Here is a 17,669-nt window from a genome sequence, read left to right on the forward strand (position 1 = left end):
GCGCGACCGGTTCTTTTTTCAACGCACACAGGTTCTTACTCGGCGAACACGATCGGTCCGCCGCCGCCTTGTTTTTTCCAAGACTGGAGAAGCGTTGAGACGCTTAAACTAGCTAGCGGCCCGGGCCGGTCAAACGGAAAACTTGCGTCCGGTCGCGGATATTTCTGTTGACTCGCGAGAGGGCCTCGCCTGGCAAGGGAATAGCGCGAAAGCCTACTCAGATCACAGATTGCAACGGCTGAAAAAGAACGCCGGATTCAAAGCAAAAGCCGGCCAGGAGAACCTGACCGGCTTTCGTAAATACTTGAATTCGTTGGTCGAACAGCGTTCGTCCAGAATCTGGACTAGGCGGCGGCCTTATCCAGCTTCTTCAGACGGGCAGCCAGGCGCGAGACTTTGCGCGAGCCCGTATTGGGATGGACGACGCCCTTGGAAACGGCGCGCATCAGCTCGGATTGAGCCTCGACGAACGCGGCCTTGGCGACAGCCACGTCGCCCTTGGCGATCGCGTCTTCGAACTTGCGCAGGAAGGTGCGCACGCGCGAGCGGCGGGCGGTGTTGACTTCGGTGCGGCGAGCGATCTTGCGGATCGCTTTCTTGGCGCCGGGATTATTGGCCATGGATCGGACCTTCAAACGGACAGCCGCGCGGGCGGCCGCGAAGCAGGGAAAATAGAGCGCGCGGATATACGGGAAGCGCTGGCCGGGGTCAACGGTCCACAGGCGGATTCCTGCGGGCCGGTTTGACGCAATCGTTTAACGGACGATCACTTTCCCCTGAACGCCGGTTTGCGCTTCTCGACGAAGGCCGCCATGCCTTCTTTCTGGTCTTCGAAGGCGAACAGCGAGTGGAACAGCCTGCGCTCCAGCGCGACACCCGTCGTCAGGGTCGTCTCATAGGCCGCCTCGACCAGTTCCTTGTTCATGGCGACGGCCAGGGGCGACTGCCCCGCGATCTTGGCCGCGACGGCCAGGGTCTCGTCGATCAGGGCGTCGGCCGGGAAGATCCGCGACACCAGGCCCGAGCGCTCGGCCTCGGCCGCGTCCATCATCCGCCCGGTCAGGATCATGTCCATGGCCTTGGACTTGCCCACGAAGCGGGTCAGGCGCTGGGTGCCGCCGATGCCGGGGGCGACGCCCAGATTGATCTCGGGTTGGCCGAACTTGGCGGTGTCGGCGGCCAGGATGAAGTCGCACATCATGGCCAGCTCGCAGCCACCGCCCAGGGCGTAGCCGGAGACGGCGGCGATGATCGGCTTGCGGCACTGTTCGATGGCCCGCGCCCCGGCGGTGAAGAAGTCGGCCTTGAACATCTGCGCATAGGTCTTGTCCGACATCTCCTTGATATCGGCGCCGGCCGCGAAGGCCTTGGTCGAGCCGGTCAGCACGATGCAGCCCACGGCGTCATCCGCCTCCGCCGCCGCCAGGGCCTGGCCCAGCTCGCCAAGCAACTGGCTGTTGAGGGCGTTCAGCGCCTCGGGCCGATTCAGGCGGATCAGGGTCACGCCGGGCGCCCGCTCGGGCGTCTCGACGATCAGGGTCTGGTAGTCGGCCTTGTCTTGCGCCATCGGGGCGGTCTCCTGCTTGAGCGACGCAGTTATAGAGGGGGCGGCGCGCTTGGGGAGCCCCGCTATCTCTGTTCGATCATGCCGACCTTGAGGTCGCTGGCCGTGTAGATGCATTCCCCGTCGGCGAACATCCGCCCGTTCCCGAGGCCCAGGGCCAGCTTGCCGCGACGAACCTGTCTCAGGCTGATCTCATAACGGACGAGGCGATTGGCGGGCGTGACGTCGCCGCGGAACTTGACCTCGCCGACACCCAGGGCCCGCCCCTTGCCCGGCGAACCCGACCAGCCCAGCCAATAGCCGATCACCTGCCACATGGCGTCCAGGCCCAGGCATCCCGGCATGACCGGATCGCCAATGAAGTGGCAGGCGAAGAACCAGAGGTCCGGCGTGATGTCCAACTCGGCGATCACATGGCCCTTGCCGAAGTCGCCTCCGTCCAGGCTGATCTCGGTGATCCGGTCCATCATCAGCATCGGCGGCGCGGGCAGCTGCGCGTTGCCGGGGCCGAAATAGCCGCCAAGGCCGGACTGGATCAGGTCCGCCTTGGTGTAGTGGTCCTTCGGGACGTGGTGGTCGTGCGGATTGGCCAAGTCGGATCCCCCCTCGAAGGTCGCGCGGGCGGTGCGCGCCGCGTCGCCTCGACATCACGCAGGTTGCGAGGCTGGCGAGGCGGACGTCAAGATTGCGCGCCTCGCCCGTTCAGACCTGACAAACCGGGCAGAAGAACGTCGACCGCCCCGCCTGGACCTCGCGGGCGATGACGCCCTTGCAGCCGGGGGTCGGGCACGGCTCGCCCTCGCGGTCGTAGACGCGGAAGCGATGCTGGAAATAGCCCAGCGCCCCATCGGCGGCGGCGAAGTCCTTCAAGGTGGAGCCGCCGACCGCGACGGCCTCGGCCAGCACGTCCTTGATCGCCGTGGTCAACGGACCCAGCCGCTTCCTGGCGACGCCGCCCGACGGCTTGAACGGCGAGATGCGCGCTCGGTGCAGGGCCTCGCACACATAGATATTGCCCAGGCCCGCCACCGTGCGCTGGTCCAGCAGCAGGGTCTTGGGCCCCTGCTTGCGGCCGGCGAAGGCCTTTTCCAGCGTCGCGGCGTCGAAACCCTCGCCCAACGGCTCGGGACCCATGGTCGCGAACCAGGGGTGATGGCTGACGCGGTCGGTCGGGATCAGGTCCATGAAGCCGAAGCGGCGCGGGTCGTAATAGGTGACGGTCGCGCCCTCTTCGGTCTCGAGGACGACGTGGGCGTGCTTGTCATCGGGCGTGACGGCGCGGGCGAAATCGCCAGGCCTGACCGTTCCCTCGGGCGCCGCGATCTCGAAGCGGCCGGTCATCCCTAGGTGCATGACCAGGGTGTCGCCGCGATCGAGGGGGGCCAGGATGTACTTGGCCCGCCGGTCCAGGCGCAGGATCGTCGCGCCGGTCAGCCGCTGGACGAAACCCTCGGGCAGGGGAAAGCGCAGATCGGGCCGATTGGCGCGGACCCGGGTCAGGCGCGCGCCGGACAGCACCGGCTCCAGACCGCGCCGGACGGTCTCCACTTCGGGCAATTCGGGCAAGCTTAGACCCTTAAGGCGATGACGCGACGCGGCGCGCGGGCTAATAGCGGACGTTCATATAGTGGATCCGGCCCAGACGTCATGAGCAACACCTCCGCCAGCTTCGGTTTCAAGGATGTCGACGCCTCGCTGAAGGCGGGCCTGGTGCGCGGGGTGTTCGACCGCGTGGCCAAGAACTACGACATCATGAACGACCTGATGAGCGGCGGGGTGCATCGCCTGTGGAAGGACGCCGTGGCCGCGCGCCTGAACCCGCAGCCGGGCGAGGTGATCATCGACTGCGCCGGCGGCACCGGCGACATGGCCCGCCGCTTCGCCAAGATGGCTCGCAACGCCCAGCAGCGGCGCGGCGGTCCCGACGCGACCATCAACATCATCGACTACAACGCCGAGATGATCATGGCCGGCATCGAGCGCGGCGGCGAACCGGAGATCACCTGGACGGTCGGCGACGCCCAACGCCTGCCGCTGCCCGATAACTACGCCAACGCCTATGTGATCAGCTTCGGCATCCGTAACGTCACCGACATCGACGCGGCCCTGCGCGAGGCCCGCCGGGTGCTCAAGCCGGGCGGCCGCTTCCTGTGCCTGGAGTTCTCGCGTCCGGTGACCGAGGCCCTGGCCAAGGCCTACGACGCTTACAGCTTCAAGGTCATTCCGCAGGTCGGCGAGTGGGTCGCCAAGGACCGCGACGCCTATCAGTACCTGGTCGAGAGCATCCGCCGCTTCCCCGACCAGCGGACCTTCGCCGGCATGATCGAGAACGCTGGCTTCAAGCGGGTCAGCTACACCAACTTCACCGGCGGCGTCGCGGCCCTGCACCAGGGCTGGGCGCTTTAGGGTCGTGGCTGGCTTTTCCGCCTTCTGGCGCCTGACCGGGGCGGGCTGGGCCCTGGTGCGGGCCGACGCCCTGGTCCCGCGCGAGGTCGAGCCGCTGCTGCCGCCCTCGGCCAAGCTGGTCGGGCGGCTGCTACGCCTGTTCGCCGGCCCGGCCGCCCGGCGTGGCCGGCCCGGTGAGCGCCTGGCCAAGGTCTTGGAGCGCCAGGGCCCGGCCGCGATCAAGATGGGCCAGTTCCTGTCGACGCGGGCCGACATCTTCGGGACCGCCTTCGCCGAGGACCTGGCCCATTTAAAGGATCGACTGGCCCCCTTCCCGCTGGCGGTCGCCGAGGCCGAGATCCAGCGCAACCTCGGCAAGCCGCTGGGCGAGATCTACGCCGAAATCGGCGAGTCCGTCGCCGCCGCCTCCCTGGCCCAGGCCCATCCGGCCACCCTGGTCGACGGCCGCAAGGCGGCGGTGAAGGTGCTGCGTCCCGGCGTCGAACGCCAGGTGGTCCAGGACACCGCCGTGCTGCGCCTGGCCGCCCGCCTGGCCGAAACCCTGGCGCCCGCCTCGCGCCGGCTGCGGCCCACCCAATTCGTCGAGGTGGTGATCCGCGCGCTCGAGCTGGAAATGGACCTGCGCTTCGAGGCCGCCGGCTGCGCCGAGCTGGGCGAGGCCATGGCCAAGGACGCCTATATGCGCGCGCCGGCCGTCTGCTGGGAGGGCGTGGGCAAGCGGGTCCTGACCCTGACCTGGGCCGAAGGGGTCGCCCTGTCCGATCCGGAGGCGCTGACGCTGCCGGGCCTGGATCGCAAGGCTCTGGCCGAGAACATCACCCGCGGCTTCCTGGCCCAGGCCCTGGACCACGGCCTGTTCCACGCCGACCTGCACGAGGGCAACCTGTTCGTGGCCGCCCCCTCGACGGTGACGGCGGTGGACTATGGCATCATCGGACGCCTGGGCCCTGGCGAGCGCCGCTATCTGGCCGAGATCCTCTACGGCTTCCTGAACCGCGACTACGCCCGCGTGGCCAAGGTGCATTTCGACGCCGGCTACGTGCCCGCTCACCAGGACATCCACGCCTTCGCCCAGGCCCTGCGCGCGGTCGGCGAGCCTGTGTTCGGCCGCAACGCCCGCGAGGTCTCGATGGGCCGACTGCTGGCCCAGCTGTTCGAGATCACCGCCCTGTTCGACATGGCCCTGCGGCCCGAGCTCGTGTTGCTGCAGAAGACCATGGTCACGGTCGAGGGCGTCGCCCGCCGCATCGACCCCACCCACGACCTGTGGGCCGCCGCCGACCCGGTGGTGCGCCGCTGGATCGCCCGCGAGCTGTCGCCCGCCGCCAAGGTCCGCGACTTCGCCGAGGAAGCCCTTCGCGCGATCAGGGCCCTGGCCCGCTTGGCCGAGGCGCCGCCGGCGACGACCGTCGTAAAGGTCGAGCGCGAGCATACCTGGCCACTGCTGTGGTTCCTGGTCGGGGCCGCGACGGCGGGCGCGGCCTTCGTCACCGGTCTGCTCCTGGCGCCGCACCCCCTCTAGCGCACCAGGGGAGGCCTAGCCTTCCGCCTGGTCCCGCTTCTTAGCCGCCGAGGCCCGGCGCGCCTCGCGGGTCTTCTGTTCGTCCCAATAGGACGCGCCCTCGTCGGGCTTGAACATCGTGCGCGGCGCGCCCTCGCGCGAGACCACCGCGAAGACGTTGTCCTTGGGATCGTAGATCAGGAGGTCGCCGTTCGGACGCTTCAGAGTCTGCGCGCCCTTGGGCGGGTCGCTGACGAAGGCGTGGACCTTGGCGACGTAGTCCTCCGCGCTCTTGGCCCCGAACGTCTCGCCGTTGCGCTCGAACGAGCGCTGGGCGTTCTCCTCGGCGGTGCGGGTGCGGTTGGCGGCCCAGTACGGCTTGCCCGCCACCAGCCTGACCGGCGCGTCGCGCGGATCGCTCCGCCGGCCGCCGCCGTTCGCGCCGTCCTCCGATCCGCCCGAGGGCGAGGCGACATCGACGCTGGCCCGGTCGCCCGCCTTGGGCGCCTTGACCGCCGAAGCGCCGCTGTCGCAGGCTGAAAGACCGGCCAGCAACAGGATCGCGAAGGCGCCCCGAAGCAGCCCTGGAGAGACTTGTCGCACAATCTTCATGATAGCATCGCCTCGTTTCTCTACTTTTACGTTTATTGAACGAAAGCGGAACACGAGTCGAGTCCCTATCTTCACCATAGGATTGTCTCTGGCGCTTTGGCCCGAGGGTGGGCATGTGCAAGGGACGGGACGGACGTAGGAGCGGAGCGCGACGTGAGCGGCCAGAACTTGAAGGCTAAGCGGGTTCTTCTGATCGTCGGCGGCGGCGTGGCGGCCTACAAGGCGCTGCTGCTGGTGCGCCTGCTGCGCAAGGCCGGGATCGCCGTGCGGCCGATCCTGACCAAGGCGGGCGCGGAGTTCGTCACGCCCCTGTCCCTGGCCGCGCTGGCCGAGGACAAGGTCTATGACGATCTGTTCTCGCTGACCGACGAGGCGGAGATGGGCCATATCGAGCTGTCGCGCTCGGCCGATCTGGTGGTCGTGGCCCCGGCGACGGCCGACCTGATCGCCAAGGCCGCGAACGGCCTGGCCGGGGATCTGGCCTCCACCACCCTGCTGGCCACCGACAAGCCGGTGCTGATGGCCCCGGCCATGAACGTGCGCATGTGGTTGCACCCGGCCGTCCAGCGCAACGTCGAGACCCTGAAGGCCGATGGCGTGTCCTTCGTCGGCCCCGACGAGGGCGCCATGGCCTGCGGCGAGTTCGGACCGGGCCGCCTGGCCGAGCCGGAGGAGATCTTCGCGGCCATCGTCGCGCTTCTTGAAGGAAAGGCTGTCCGGCCGCTGGCCGGGAAGCGCGCCCTGGTCACGGCCGGCCCCACGTTCGAGCCGATCGACCCGGTGCGCGGGATCACCAACCGCTCCAGCGGCAAGCAGGGCTTCGCCATCGCCGAAGCCCTGGCCAAACTTGGCGCCGAGGTCACCCTGATCGCCGGCCCGGTCTTCCTCCCCACCCCGCCCGGCGTCAAGCGCGTGGACGTCGAGACCGCGCGGCAGATGCTGGCCGCCAGCCAGGCGGCCCTGCCCGCCGATGTCGGCGTCTTCGTGGCCGCCGTCGCCGACTGGCGCGTCGACGAGGCGTTTGGCGCCAAGCTGAAGAAGGAGAAGGGCGGCCCGCCGGCCCTGACCTTCGTCGAGAACCCCGACATCCTGGCCACCCTGTCGGCCACCGGCCCGAACCGGCCGCGACTGGTCGTCGGCTTCGCGGCCGAGACCGACCACGTCGAGGAGCACGCCCGCGCCAAGCTGGCCCGCAAGGGCTGCGACTGGATCATCGCCAACGACGTCACCCAGCCCGGCGTGATGGGCGGCGGCGAGAACGCCGTGCTGCTGGTCACCAAGGACAAGACCGAGCGCTGGGACCGCGCGGCGAAGGACCAGGTGGCCGCCCAGATCGCGGACCGGATCGCCAGGGCGCTGGGGTAAGGGCCGGGCGACTGCCCGGAGGTTACATATCCTTATGTTGCGTCGACCATGGCGAGGCGGCGAAGCTGCGCTGTCGTCGTTGGGGAAGCGCCACATGAAGCTCTCGATCCTGGCCCTGGGCGCGTTGCTGACCCTGCCTGGACTAGCGCAAGCCGACACCGCCGCCGACCGCCGCCACGCCGTCGAGACCGGCTTGCGCTCCGCCGTGGTCATCGAGGGCGCGAGCGCGGACGGCCGTCGCCTGGAAGACCGGATGCGAGCCCTCAAGACGCCCGGCGTCGCCATAGCCGTTGTGCGGAACGGCAAGCTGGACTGGGCTAGGGGCTATGGCGTCGTCGGCCCCGGCGGCGAACCCGTGGACGCCGACACCCTGTTCCAGGCCGGCTCGGTCAGCAAGCCGGTCGCCGCCGTCACGGCCCTGGCCCTGGTTCAGGACGGCGTCCTGTCGCTGGACGCTCCGATCAACGCCGCTCTGAAGAGCTGGACCCTGCCGGAGAACGCCTTCACCCGAGCGTCTCCGGTCACCCTGCGCCGACTGCTGTCGCACGCCGCCGGCGCAACAGTTCACGGCTTTCCGGGTTACGCGGTCGGCGCCACCATTCCGACGGTCCCGCAGATTCTGGACGGCGCGGCGCCAGCCAACACCCCGCCCGTGGTGGTCGACCAGCCGGTGGGGGTCGGCTATCGCTATTCCGGCGGCGGCTACACGATCGTCCAGCTGGCCGTGACCGACGCCGCGCGCAAGCCCTTCCCCGCCATCGCGCGCGCCAAGCTCCTCGCGCCGCTGGGCATGGCCCGCAGCACCTTCGACCAGCCCCTGGCCGCCGGAACGCCGAACGTCGCCTTGGCCCATGACGAGGCCGGCCAGCCGATCCCCGGCGGCTTTCATGTCTATCCCGAAATGGCGGCGGCGGGCCTCTGGACCAGCGCGACCGAGCTCGCGCGCTTCGTCATCGAGGTTCAGAACGCGTCCCACGGGCGGGGCAAGGTGCTGTCACGGGAGACGGCGCGCGAGATGTTGACGCCGCAGCCCGGCGGTTGGGGCCTGGGCTTCAAGGTCACGGGCCAGGGCGAGGCTCTTTCCTTTTTCCACGACGGCTCGAACGCTGGCTACAAGGCCACCCTGATCGGCCATCCCGAGACGGGCGACGGCGCGGTGATCCTGACCAATGGCGATCAGGGCTACCAGTTGGGCCAGGAAATCCTGCGCGGCGTCGCGGTCGCTTATGGCTGGAGCGACAATCGGCCGATCGTCCGCGAGGCCGCGCCCTTGGCCCTCGCGGCTCAGCGCCCGTTCGCCGGGACGTTCGAGATCAAGGGCCTGGGAACCTTCGAGATCCGCGAGGCCGGCGACGCCATGCTGCTCGAACTCCGCAAGGGTCAGGCCTTCAAGCTGGTCCCTTCTTCCGAGCAGTCGTTCTTCATCACCGAGCAGAACATCGTGCTGACCTTCGACGACGCCGACCATGGCGCGGCCGAAGCGGACGGCCAGCGCTTCACGTTCTCGCGGCGGGCGGAGAAGTAGCGGCCTCGCCTGAGCCCGCCCCTCTGGCCGCGCTCCCTCTGGCCCACCTCCCCGCAAATCAGCTACAGCCGGGGCGACTTCCCAGATCCAGGATCCGCTCGCATGTCCGCCATCCCCGCCGGCCTCGCCATCCGCTTCAAGCGCTGGGAAGGCAATCAAGACCTTCCGGTCCCGACCTACGCCACGGCCGGGGCGGCCGGTTTCGACCTGCGGGCGGCCGTGCCCGAGCACGAGCCGATCGTGCTGAAGCCCGGCTCGCGTTGCATGGCCCCGACCGGGTTTTCGGTGGCCATCCCCGACGGCTACGAGATGCAGGTCCGGCCGCGCTCGGGCCTGGCCGCCAAGAACGGCGTCACCGTGGTCAACGCGCCCGGCACCGTCGACAGCGACTATCGCGGCCAAGTCTGCGTGCTGCTGATCAACCTCGGCGAAGAGGATTTCACCATCCGCCGCGGCGACCGCATCGCCCAGGGGATCATCGCGGCGGCCCCGCAGTGGCCGCTGATCGAGGTCGAGGACCTGGAGGCCACCGATCGCGGGGCCGGCGGTTTCGGCTCGACCGGAGTTTAGGCGGGGGTTCAGGAAAGTCCGCCAGCCCAGGAGCCTTCCTCGGCTTTTCGCGTTGGGCGTGGCGCGTGGGCAACCCGTCGCAGAAACTTATTCTTAGGCGCGTTGATTTATGGACGACTGCGTCCATTTATCGCTTGCCGCGCGACGCCGATCTCCCTATCGGGCGCGCTCATGCTTTCTGGGTAAGGTCCGATCATGGCGTCGCCGCAAAACAAAAAGCTGTTCCCAATGATCGCCGGCGGGGTCGTCCTGGCCGCGGTGGTCGTGGGCGGGACGCTGTGGTTCCTCGACAAGCAACGCTTCGAGAGCACCGACAACGCCTTCGTCCAGGCCGACACCGTGCAGGTCAGCCCGCAGGTCTCCGGCTATGTGGTTGAGGTGCTGGTGACCGACAACCAGCGCGTCGACGCCGGCCAGGTGCTGGCCAGGATCGATCCGTCGACCTTCCAGGCCAAGCTCGACCAGGCCATCGCCAACGCCGGCGCGGCCGACGCCGCCATCCGCGCCATCGACGACAAGTCGAGCCTGGAACAGGCTATGATCGCCCAGCGGGCCGCCGGCGTGACCAGCGCCCAGGCCGACGCCAGCCGCGCCAAGGCCGATCTCGACCGCTATAACGCCCTGGCCAACCAGGGCTGGGTTTCCCAGCAGAAGGTGCAGACCGAGCGCGCGGCCGCCACCCAGACCGCCGCCGGCGTCACCAGCGCCCAGGCCGCGCTGGAGGCCGAACGCCGCTCGGCCCAGTCGCTGGGCTCGGCCAAGGCCCAGACCATCGCCCAGGCCGCCGCCGCCCACGCCGCCGTGGAGCAGGCCAAGCTGGATCTGGAACGCACCGTGATCCGCGCGCCCGTCGCCGGGGTCGTCGGGGCCCGCTCGGTCCGTCCCGGCCAACTGGTCCAGCCGGGCGTGGCCCTGATGTCGGTCGTGCCGCTCGGCCAGGCCTATATCGTCGCCAATTTCAAGGAGACCCAGGTCGCCCGCATCCGGGTCGGCCAGCCGGTCGAGATCAAGGCCGACGCCTTCGGCAAGCAGAAGATCGTCGGCAAGGTCGACAGCTTCGCCCCCGCCACCGGCCAGGAGTTCGCGTTGATCCCGGTCGAGAACGCGGTCGGCAACTTCACCAAGATCACCCAGCGCCTGCCGGTGAAGATCGTCGTCGACCGCAGCCAGCTAGGCGCGGCCTTGCGTCCGGGCCTGTCGGTCGAAATCAAGGTCGACGTCCGCGACCGCTCGGGTCCCTCGTTCGCCGAGGCCGCCCACACGGACGTCAAGCCGACCAACGCCCAAGTCGCCCGACAGGGCGTGGACCGCTAAAGGGCGATCGCGTCATGACCGACGCCGCCCTCCCCGCTTCGCGAGCGCCGAAGCAGCCCACGTCCCCCGGCGCGACGCCCCCTGGCGCGACGCCTCATGTCGATTGGGGAAAGCTGTTCCTCGGCTTCGGCGCCATGGTCATTGGCCAGTTCATGGCCATCCTCGACATCCAGATCGTCGCGGCCTCGCTGCCGCAGATCCAGGCTGGCGTCGGGGCCAGCACCGACCAGATCAGCTGGATCCAGACCGCATACCTGATCCCCGAGGTCGTGATGATCCCGCTGTCGGGATATCTCTCGCGGCTATGGGGCACCCAGCGCCTCTACCTGATTTCGTGCACGGGCTTCATCGTCATGAGCGTGCTGACGGGACTTTCCTCGTCGATCGACATGATGATCCTGACGCGCGCCCTGCAGGGCTTCATCGGCGGGGCGATGATCCCGACGGTGTTCGCCGTGGCCTTCACGGCCTTCCCGCCGGAGCGGCGCGTCACCGCCAGCGTGATCATGGGCCTGATCGTCACCCTGGCCCCGACCGTCGGCCCCACCCTGGGCGGGCACCTGACCGAGGCGCTGTCCTGGCGCTGGCTGTTCTTCATCAACGTCCCGACCGGCCTTCTGGTGCTGTTCGGCGTCGCCCGCTGGGGCGATTTCGACAAGGGCGACCCCAGCCTGGCCAAGGGTTTCGACTGGTTCGGCCTAGCCGTCATGGCCGTCTTCCTGATGAGCATGCAGTACGTGCTGGAGGAAGGCGCCAAGGACGACTGGTTCGACGACACCGCCATCCTGTGGCTGACGGTCGTGGCGGTCGTGGGCGGCGCCACGTTCATCTGGCGGCAGCTGACCTACAGCAATCCGATCGTCGAGTTGCGCGCCTTCGCCAATCGCAATTTCACCGTCGGGGTGGCGATGACCGCCGTCTCGGGCGCCAGCCTGTTCGGCGGCACCTTCCTGTTGCCGCAGTTCCTGGGCCGGGTGCGGCACTATTCGGCGTCCGAAGTCGGCACGACCATGGTCGTGTCGGGCCTGTCGATGTTCCTGACCGGCCCCCTGGCGGGCCGTCTGGTGCGCAAGACCGATCCGCGGGTGCCGATGTTCGTCGGCTTCCTGCTGGCGGGCTGGGGCATGTACATGGCCCACGCCGTGACCAAGGACTGGGGCTTCTGGGAGTTCGCCGGCGTCCAGGCCTGCCGGGGCGTGGGCGTGATGATCGCCATGATCGCCACCCAGCAGATCACCATGAGCACCCTGCCCCCGCACATGGTCAAGAACGCCTCGGGCCTGGTGAACCTGTCGCGCAACACCGGCGGCGCCATCGGCCTGGCGCTGCTGGCGACCTCGATCACCCAGCAGACGGCGCTCTATTACGACGACATGACCTCGAAGGTCACCCAGGGCGGCGCGACGGCCAACATGATGGCGGGCCTGACCGAGCGCATGATGCAGCTGGGCGTCGCCGACCCCGCCGGCGCGGCCCGCAAGGCCGTCGGCGGCATGCTGCAGCAGCAGGCCACGGTGATGGCGTTCGGCGACAGCTTCACCCTGCTGGCCATCGGGTGTTTCCTGGCCGCGGGCGTCTCGCTGCTGGCCAGCCCGGCCAAGAACGCTCCGCCGCCGCCCTCGGACGTCCACTGATGCCGCGCATTCCCGGACAGATCGACGTCGCCAAGACCGAGGCCATTCTCGACGCCGCCGTCGAGGTGATCGGCGAACGCGGCCTGGCGGCGCCGATGGAGGCGATCGCCCGGCGCGCGGGGGTGTCCAAGCAGACCGTCTACAACCACTACGGCTCGAAGGCCGACCTGATGCGGGCCCTGATGCAGCGGCGGGTGGAGTCCATCACCGCGCCCCTGCGCGATCCCGACGCCGTCGACAACCCGACCGCGACGCTGGAGGCCTACGCTCGCTCGCTGCTGGAGACGGTGATCACCAACAAGAGCTACTCGATGATGCGGGTGGTGATGCTGGGCGCCGGCGAGATGCCCGACGTGGCCCAGGAGGTCTACGAGGCGGGGCCCCTGGGCGCCCGCCGCCAACTGGCCGCCTTCCTCAAGACCGAGACCGAGCTTGGCCGGATGAAGGTCGAGAATTGCGACCAGGCCGCCGAGTTCTTCTCCGGCATGATCATGGGCCAGAGCCAGATGCGCTCGCTGCTGCGCCTGCCGTCGGACAAGACGCCGGAGGAATTCGGCCGCTTCGCGCGGGAAGCGGCCGAACGTTTCATGCGAGCCTACGCGCCGTAGGAGAGGCTTACGCCTCTTCCTGATCCGGCATGCCCATCATGTGGAAGCCGGCGTCGACGTGGACGACCTCGCCGGTGGTCGACTTGCCGAGGTCCGAGGCCAGCCACAGGGCGCAGCCGGCGACCCCTTCCATCGAGGTGTCTTCCTTCATCGCCGAGAACGCGCGGCCCTGGGCGATCATGCCGCGGCCGCCGGCGATGCCGGCCAGGGCCAGGGTGCGCATGGCGCCGGCCGAGATGGCGTTGGCGCGGATGCCCTTGGGGCCCAGGTCGCGGGCGATGTAGCGGGTCGAGGCTTCCAGAGCGGCCTTGGCGACGCCCATGGTGTTGTAGTTCGGAATGGTCCGCTCCGACCCCAGATAGGTCATGGTGATCAGCGAGCCGCCGTTGGGCATGATCTTCGACGCGCGCTTGGCCACGTCCACGAAGCTGAAGGCCGAGATGTTCATGGCCAGCAGGAAGCCTTCCCGCGTGGTGTTGTCCACGAACGAGCCCTTCAGCTCGTTCTTGTTGGCGAAGGCCACCGAGTGGACGACGAAGTCCAGGGTCCCGAATTCCTTCTCGATCTGAGCGAAGGCCGCGTCCATCGAGGCGTCGTCGGTGACGTCGCAGGGGATCATCGTCTTGACGCCGATGCTCTCGGCCAGCGGGCGCACCCGGCGCTCGAGCTCTTCGCCCTGGTAGGTGAAGGCCATCTCGGCGCCCTGGGCGGCCAGCTGGCTGGCGATCCCCCAGGCGATCGAGTTGTGGTTGGCCACGCCCATGACGAGGCCCTTCTTGCCCCGCATCAGCTCGCCCTTGGGGAACGCGTAATCGTCGGCCATGTGTCGGGCCCTCTTTGGCAAATCGTTGCCCGCTGAGTTAGCAGGGCTCGCCCCCGGGCGGAACCCTGCCGCTCGGTCCTAGACCTTGCTGAAGATCAGCGCGCCGTTGGTGCCGCCAAAGCCGAAGCTGTTGGACATCACCGTGTTCAGCGGCTTGTCCACACGCTGGCGCAGGATCGGCAGGTCGGCGAACTCGGGGTCCAGCGTCTCGATATTGGCGCTCTCGGCGGCGAAGCCGTTGTTGAGCATCAGGATCGAGTAGATGGCCTCCTGGGCGCCGGCCGCGCCCAGGCTGTGACCGGTCAGGGACTTGGTCGACGAGATCATCGGCGGCTTGTCGCCGAACACCTCGCGCACCGCGCCCATCTCCTTGCTGTCGCCGACGGGCGTCGAGGTGCCGTGCGGGTTCAGGTAGTCAATGGTCCGGTTCCCGGCCTGCGCCATGGCCAGCTTCATGCAGCGCGCCGCGCCCTCGCCCGACGGGGCGACCATGTCGTAGCCGTCGGAATTGGCCGCGTAGCCCACCAGTTCGCCATAGATCTTGGCCCCGCGCGCCTTGGCGTGCTCGTATTCCTCGAGAACCACGACGCCGGCGCCGCCGGCGATCACGAAGCCGTCGCGATCCTTGTCATAGGCGCGGCTGGCCACGGCCGGACGGTCGTTGAAGTTGCTGCTCATGGCGCCCATGGCGTCGAACAGGTTCGACAGGGTCCAGTCCAGCTCCTCGCAGCCGCCGGCGAAGATGATGTCCTGCTTGCCCATCTGGATCTGCTCGGCGCCCGCGCCGATGCAGTGGGCGCTGGTCGCGCAGGCCGAGCTGATCGAATAGTTGATCCCGCGGATCTTGAACCAGGTCGACAGCACCGCCGACGGGCCCGAGCTCATCGCCTTGGGCACCGCGAACGGGCCGATGCGCTTGGGGCCCTTTTCCCGGGTGGTGGCCGCCGCCTCGACGATGACGCGGGTGGACGGGCCGCCCGACCCGACGATCAGGCCGGTGCGCTCGTTGGAGATGTCGCTCTCCCCAAGGCCGGAGTCGGCGATCGCCTGCTCCATGGCGATGTGGGCGTAGGCCGTGCCGGGCGCCAGGAAGCGGGCCGCGCGGCGATCGACCAGCGGCTCCCACTCGATCTGGGGCGCGGCGTGGACCTGGCAGCGGAAGCCCAGCTCGGCATATTCCGGAGCGGCCACCACGCCAGACTTCGCCTCGCGCAGCGACGCCAGGACTTCATTGGCGTTGTTGCCGATGGACGAGACGATTCCCAGTCCGGTGACGACGACGCGACGCATGTCTCTAATCCTCTTCTCCCCCAATCCACCGGGGGCCCGGCTCTCTAGCGGCCGGTCTCATCCAATGGATCTGTTGTCTGAACGGCTCAGGCCATCTGCTCGGCCGTGAACAGGCCGACCTTGAGGTCCTTGGTTTCGTAGATCACCTTGCCGTCGGCTTCCAACACGCCTTCGCCAATTCCCATGACCAGCTTGCGCATGATGACTCGCTTCAGGTCGATCTTATAGACGACTTTCTTGACGTCCGGGGTGACCTGGCCGGTGAACTTCACCTCGCCGACGCCCAGGGCCCTCCCCCTGCCGGGGGCTCCAGACCAGCCCAGGAAGAAGCCGACCAGCTGCCACATGGCGTCCAGGCCCAGGCAACCGGGCATGACGGGGTCGCCGATGAAGTGGCAGCCGAAGAACCACAGGTCCGGATTGATATCGAATTCGGCCTCGACATAACCCTTGCCGTACTTGCCGCCTTCCGACTCGATCCGAACGATCCGATCGAACATCAGCATCGGCGGGGCCGGCAGCTGGGCGTTGCCCGGGCCGAAAAGTTCGCCCCGACCGCAGGCCAGGAGTTCTTCGAAGGTATAGGCGTTCTTCTGCATGGGGACGCCCTAGCACGGCGGCGGGTCAGGCCTCAACGTTTCCCTGTCGGGCCGCGTTCCGGTCCCGCTCAGCCCTTGCGGCACTGGACGGCGGGGTCGGCGCCCCAGATCTCGGCCTCGCGCGCCCAGCCGGACGCGCCGTCGGCGCGCAGGCGGCACCAGCCCTTCTCGCACTTGTCGAGGCCGGCGACCGAGCGCGCCTTCAGATAGGCGGTGACCTTGGCCCCGGCCTTGGGCGCGCCGAGCAGCGGCAGATTGGTCGGCTGGACCCGCATGGCCGAGCGCCGCCCGTCGGTGGTGCGCTTGTGCACCCAGGCCACCCCGCCCTCGGGATCGCAGATCCGGCGCCACTCGCGCGTCTCGGCCACCACCTGCACCGGCAGGCCCTTGGCGTGGTAGATCCACAGCAGCTGGTGGGCCTCGTCAGGCCCCTTGCGCGCGTTGACCTCGGCGTATTTCAGCGAGACGTAGCGCGGCACCTCCAGCCCCGAGGGCGTGATCTTCGGCCCCTCGGCGGCGGCCGGTCCGGCCGCGAGCGCCACGATTCCCGCGAAAAGCCGCGTGAAACGCATTCGAGACAAACCTTGTTCTGTTTTCGACGGCATGTTGCTTGGCCCCTTCGGGCCCCTTTGCTACAGCTTTCAAACGCCCGTCAGAGAGAGCTTTTCATTCCGCCCATGCCCTCCCGCAAGCTCAAAGTCATCGTCACCCGCAAACTCCCCGATCCGGTGGAGACGCGGATGTGCGAGCTGTTCGACACCGAACTGAACGTCTCCGACGCGCCGATGACGGCCGACGAGCTCGTCGACGCCATGAGCCGGGCCGACGTGCTGGTGCCGACCATCACCGACCGCATCGACTCGCGCCTTCTGTCGCGATCCGGCGATCGGCTCAAGCTGATCGCCAATTTCGGGGCCGGGGTCGACAATATCGACGTGGCCACGGCCAATGCGCGGGGCATCATCGTCACCAACACCCCAGGCGTGCTGACCGAGGACACCGCCGACCTGACCATGACCCTGATCATGGCCGCCTCGCGTCGGATCGTCGAAGGCGCCGAGGTGGTCAAGGCCGGCGGCTTCCACGGCTGGTCGCCGACCTGGATGCTGGGCCGACGCCTGTGGGGCAAGCGTCTGGGCATCATCGGCATGGGCCGCATCGGCCAGGCCGTGGCGCGTCGCGCCAAGGCCTTCGGCATGCAGGTGCACTATCACAACCGCAAGCCCGTCAGCCCGCGCATCGCCGAGGAGCTGGGCTGCACCTACTGGGAAAGCCTCGACCAGATGCTGGCCCGGATGGACTTCGTCTCGGTCAACTGCCCGCACACCCCGGCCACCTACCACCTGCTGTCGGCCCGCCGCCTGAAGCTGCTGCGGCCGCACGCGGTGCTGGTCAACACCGCCCGTGGCGAGGTGATCGACGAAGGGGCCCTGGCCAACATGCTGGCCAAGGGCGAGATCGCCGGCGCTGGCCTTGACGTCTACGAGCACGAGCCGTCGATCAATCCCAAGCTGCTGAAGCTGCCCAACGTCGTCCTGCTGCCCCACATGGGCTCGGCCACGGTCGAGGGCCGGATCGACATGGGCGAAAAGGTCATCGTCAACGTGAAGACCTTCATGGACGGCCACCGGCCGCCGGACCGCGTGATCCCGTCGATGCTGTAGGGCGACGGCTACCGGAGATTGCGACGACCTTCGACCTCGCCTAGATCATCGGAGAGGTCGCTGGGGGATTTTCCGTTTTGCTGACGCGTAGAGAACTCGCCGCGGCGGCGGCCGCCGCGTCCGTGGCCGGAACCGCCATGGCCGCGAGCGCTGGCGAGACGCCGCCGACCATCGAGGAGCTGCAGCGCGATCCC

Annotated in this window: 18 protein-coding genes; 9 read left to right on the plus strand and 9 right to left on the minus strand. The window is 68.5% G+C overall.

The window, feature by feature from the left end; genetic code table 11:
- Positions 1-344: 344 nt before the first annotated feature.
- The 4 genes from rpsT to mutM form a co-directional block, all read right to left on the minus strand.
- On the minus strand, positions 345-620 hold the full coding sequence (gene rpsT / locus VJ655_RS06620; protein ID WP_004617408.1) for a 30S ribosomal protein S20: 276 nt from the start codon (positions 618-620) through the stop codon (positions 345-347).
- A 146-nt stretch (positions 621-766) separates the two neighbouring features.
- Positions 767-1,567: an enoyl-CoA hydratase gene (locus VJ655_RS06625; RefSeq protein ID WP_324110272.1), complete on the minus strand. Its 801-nt coding sequence runs from the start codon at positions 1,565-1,567 to the stop codon at positions 767-769.
- Positions 1,568-1,629: 62 nt separating this feature from the next.
- Positions 1,630-2,157, minus strand: coding sequence for a bifunctional 3-hydroxydecanoyl-ACP dehydratase/trans-2-decenoyl-ACP isomerase (gene fabA, locus VJ655_RS06630; RefSeq protein ID WP_324110273.1), 528 nt, complete (start codon positions 2,155-2,157; stop codon positions 1,630-1,632).
- Between the two features lie 109 nt (positions 2,158-2,266).
- Complete coding sequence (mutM, locus tag VJ655_RS06635; RefSeq protein ID WP_324110274.1) at positions 2,267-3,130, minus strand: bifunctional DNA-formamidopyrimidine glycosylase/DNA-(apurinic or apyrimidinic site) lyase; 864 nt, start codon at positions 3,128-3,130, stop codon at positions 2,267-2,269.
- 81 nt (positions 3,131-3,211) lie between these two features.
- Here mutM and VJ655_RS06640 point away from each other — a divergent pair, with 81 nt between their 5' ends.
- Both VJ655_RS06640 and ubiB read left to right on the plus strand, forming a co-directional pair.
- On the plus strand, positions 3,212-3,970 hold the full coding sequence (locus VJ655_RS06640) for a class I SAM-dependent methyltransferase (RefSeq protein ID WP_324110275.1): 759 nt from the start codon (positions 3,212-3,214) through the stop codon (positions 3,968-3,970).
- A gap of 4 nt (positions 3,971-3,974) precedes the next feature.
- A complete protein-coding gene (ubiB, locus tag VJ655_RS06645) occupies positions 3,975-5,492 on the plus strand; it encodes a 2-polyprenylphenol 6-hydroxylase (RefSeq protein WP_324110276.1) in 1,518 nt (505 codons plus the stop codon).
- Positions 5,493-5,507: 15 nt separating this feature from the next.
- On the opposite strand, the gene VJ655_RS06650 is transcribed toward ubiB, so the two are convergent.
- Positions 5,508-6,083, minus strand: a complete 576-nt coding sequence (locus tag VJ655_RS06650; RefSeq protein WP_324110277.1) for a hypothetical protein — start codon at positions 6,081-6,083, stop codon at positions 5,508-5,510.
- Positions 6,084-6,251: 168 nt separating this feature from the next.
- Here VJ655_RS06650 and coaBC point away from each other — a divergent pair, with 168 nt between their 5' ends.
- The 6 genes from coaBC to VJ655_RS06680 all read left to right on the plus strand — a co-directional run bounded on the left by coaBC (position 6,252) and on the right by VJ655_RS06680 (position 13,099).
- Positions 6,252-7,448 carry a bifunctional phosphopantothenoylcysteine decarboxylase/phosphopantothenate--cysteine ligase CoaBC gene (coaBC, locus tag VJ655_RS06655; protein ID WP_324110288.1) on the plus strand — a complete coding sequence of 399 codons (1,197 nt, stop codon included), beginning with the start codon at positions 6,252-6,254 and terminating at the stop codon, positions 7,446-7,448.
- A gap of 94 nt (positions 7,449-7,542) precedes the next feature.
- Positions 7,543-8,973 (plus strand): serine hydrolase domain-containing protein, encoded by a 1,431-nt coding sequence (locus tag VJ655_RS06660; protein WP_324110278.1) that lies wholly within the window; start codon positions 7,543-7,545, stop codon positions 8,971-8,973.
- A gap of 102 nt (positions 8,974-9,075) precedes the next feature.
- A complete protein-coding gene (dut, locus tag VJ655_RS06665) occupies positions 9,076-9,543 on the plus strand; it encodes a dUTP diphosphatase (RefSeq protein ID WP_324110279.1) in 468 nt (155 codons plus the stop codon).
- Between the two features lie 195 nt (positions 9,544-9,738).
- Positions 9,739-10,857 carry an HlyD family secretion protein gene (locus VJ655_RS06670; RefSeq protein ID WP_324110280.1) on the plus strand — a complete coding sequence of 373 codons (1,119 nt, stop codon included), beginning with the start codon at positions 9,739-9,741 and terminating at the stop codon, positions 10,855-10,857.
- Between the two features lie 14 nt (positions 10,858-10,871).
- Positions 10,872-12,491 carry a DHA2 family efflux MFS transporter permease subunit gene (locus tag VJ655_RS06675; RefSeq protein WP_324110281.1) on the plus strand — a complete coding sequence of 540 codons (1,620 nt, stop codon included), beginning with the start codon at positions 10,872-10,874 and terminating at the stop codon, positions 12,489-12,491.
- A complete protein-coding gene (locus tag VJ655_RS06680) occupies positions 12,491-13,099 on the plus strand; it encodes a TetR/AcrR family transcriptional regulator (RefSeq protein WP_324110282.1) in 609 nt (202 codons plus the stop codon). Before VJ655_RS06675 ends, VJ655_RS06680 begins: the two co-directional genes overlap by 1 nt.
- Before the next feature lie 7 nt (positions 13,100-13,106).
- Here VJ655_RS06680 and VJ655_RS06685 read toward each other — a convergent pair whose 3' ends face one another.
- The 4 genes from VJ655_RS06685 to VJ655_RS06700 all read right to left on the minus strand — a co-directional run bounded on the left by VJ655_RS06685 (position 13,107) and on the right by VJ655_RS06700 (position 16,416).
- Positions 13,107-13,922: an enoyl-ACP reductase gene (locus VJ655_RS06685; RefSeq protein WP_324110283.1), complete on the minus strand. Its 816-nt coding sequence runs from the start codon at positions 13,920-13,922 to the stop codon at positions 13,107-13,109.
- Between the two features lie 78 nt (positions 13,923-14,000).
- The gene (fabB, locus tag VJ655_RS06690; RefSeq protein WP_324110284.1) at positions 14,001-15,212 is read right to left on the minus strand and encodes a beta-ketoacyl-ACP synthase I; all 1,212 of its coding nucleotides are present in this window, start codon (positions 15,210-15,212) and stop codon (positions 14,001-14,003) included.
- 86 nt (positions 15,213-15,298) lie between these two features.
- The gene (fabA, locus tag VJ655_RS06695; RefSeq protein WP_324110285.1) at positions 15,299-15,811 is read right to left on the minus strand and encodes a 3-hydroxyacyl-[acyl-carrier-protein] dehydratase FabA; all 513 of its coding nucleotides are present in this window, start codon (positions 15,809-15,811) and stop codon (positions 15,299-15,301) included.
- Positions 15,812-15,879: 68 nt separating this feature from the next.
- Complete coding sequence (locus VJ655_RS06700) at positions 15,880-16,416, minus strand: SH3 domain-containing protein (RefSeq protein ID WP_324110286.1); 537 nt, start codon at positions 16,414-16,416, stop codon at positions 15,880-15,882.
- A gap of 72 nt (positions 16,417-16,488) precedes the next feature.
- Here VJ655_RS06700 and VJ655_RS06705 point away from each other — a divergent pair, with 72 nt between their 5' ends.
- A complete protein-coding gene (locus VJ655_RS06705; RefSeq protein WP_324110287.1) occupies positions 16,489-17,475 on the plus strand; it encodes a D-glycerate dehydrogenase in 987 nt (328 codons plus the stop codon).
- Positions 17,476-17,669 lie beyond the last annotated feature (194 nt).

This window comes from Caulobacter sp., assembly GCF_035254145.1.
Lineage (GTDB): Bacteria > Pseudomonadota > Alphaproteobacteria > Caulobacterales > Caulobacteraceae > Caulobacter.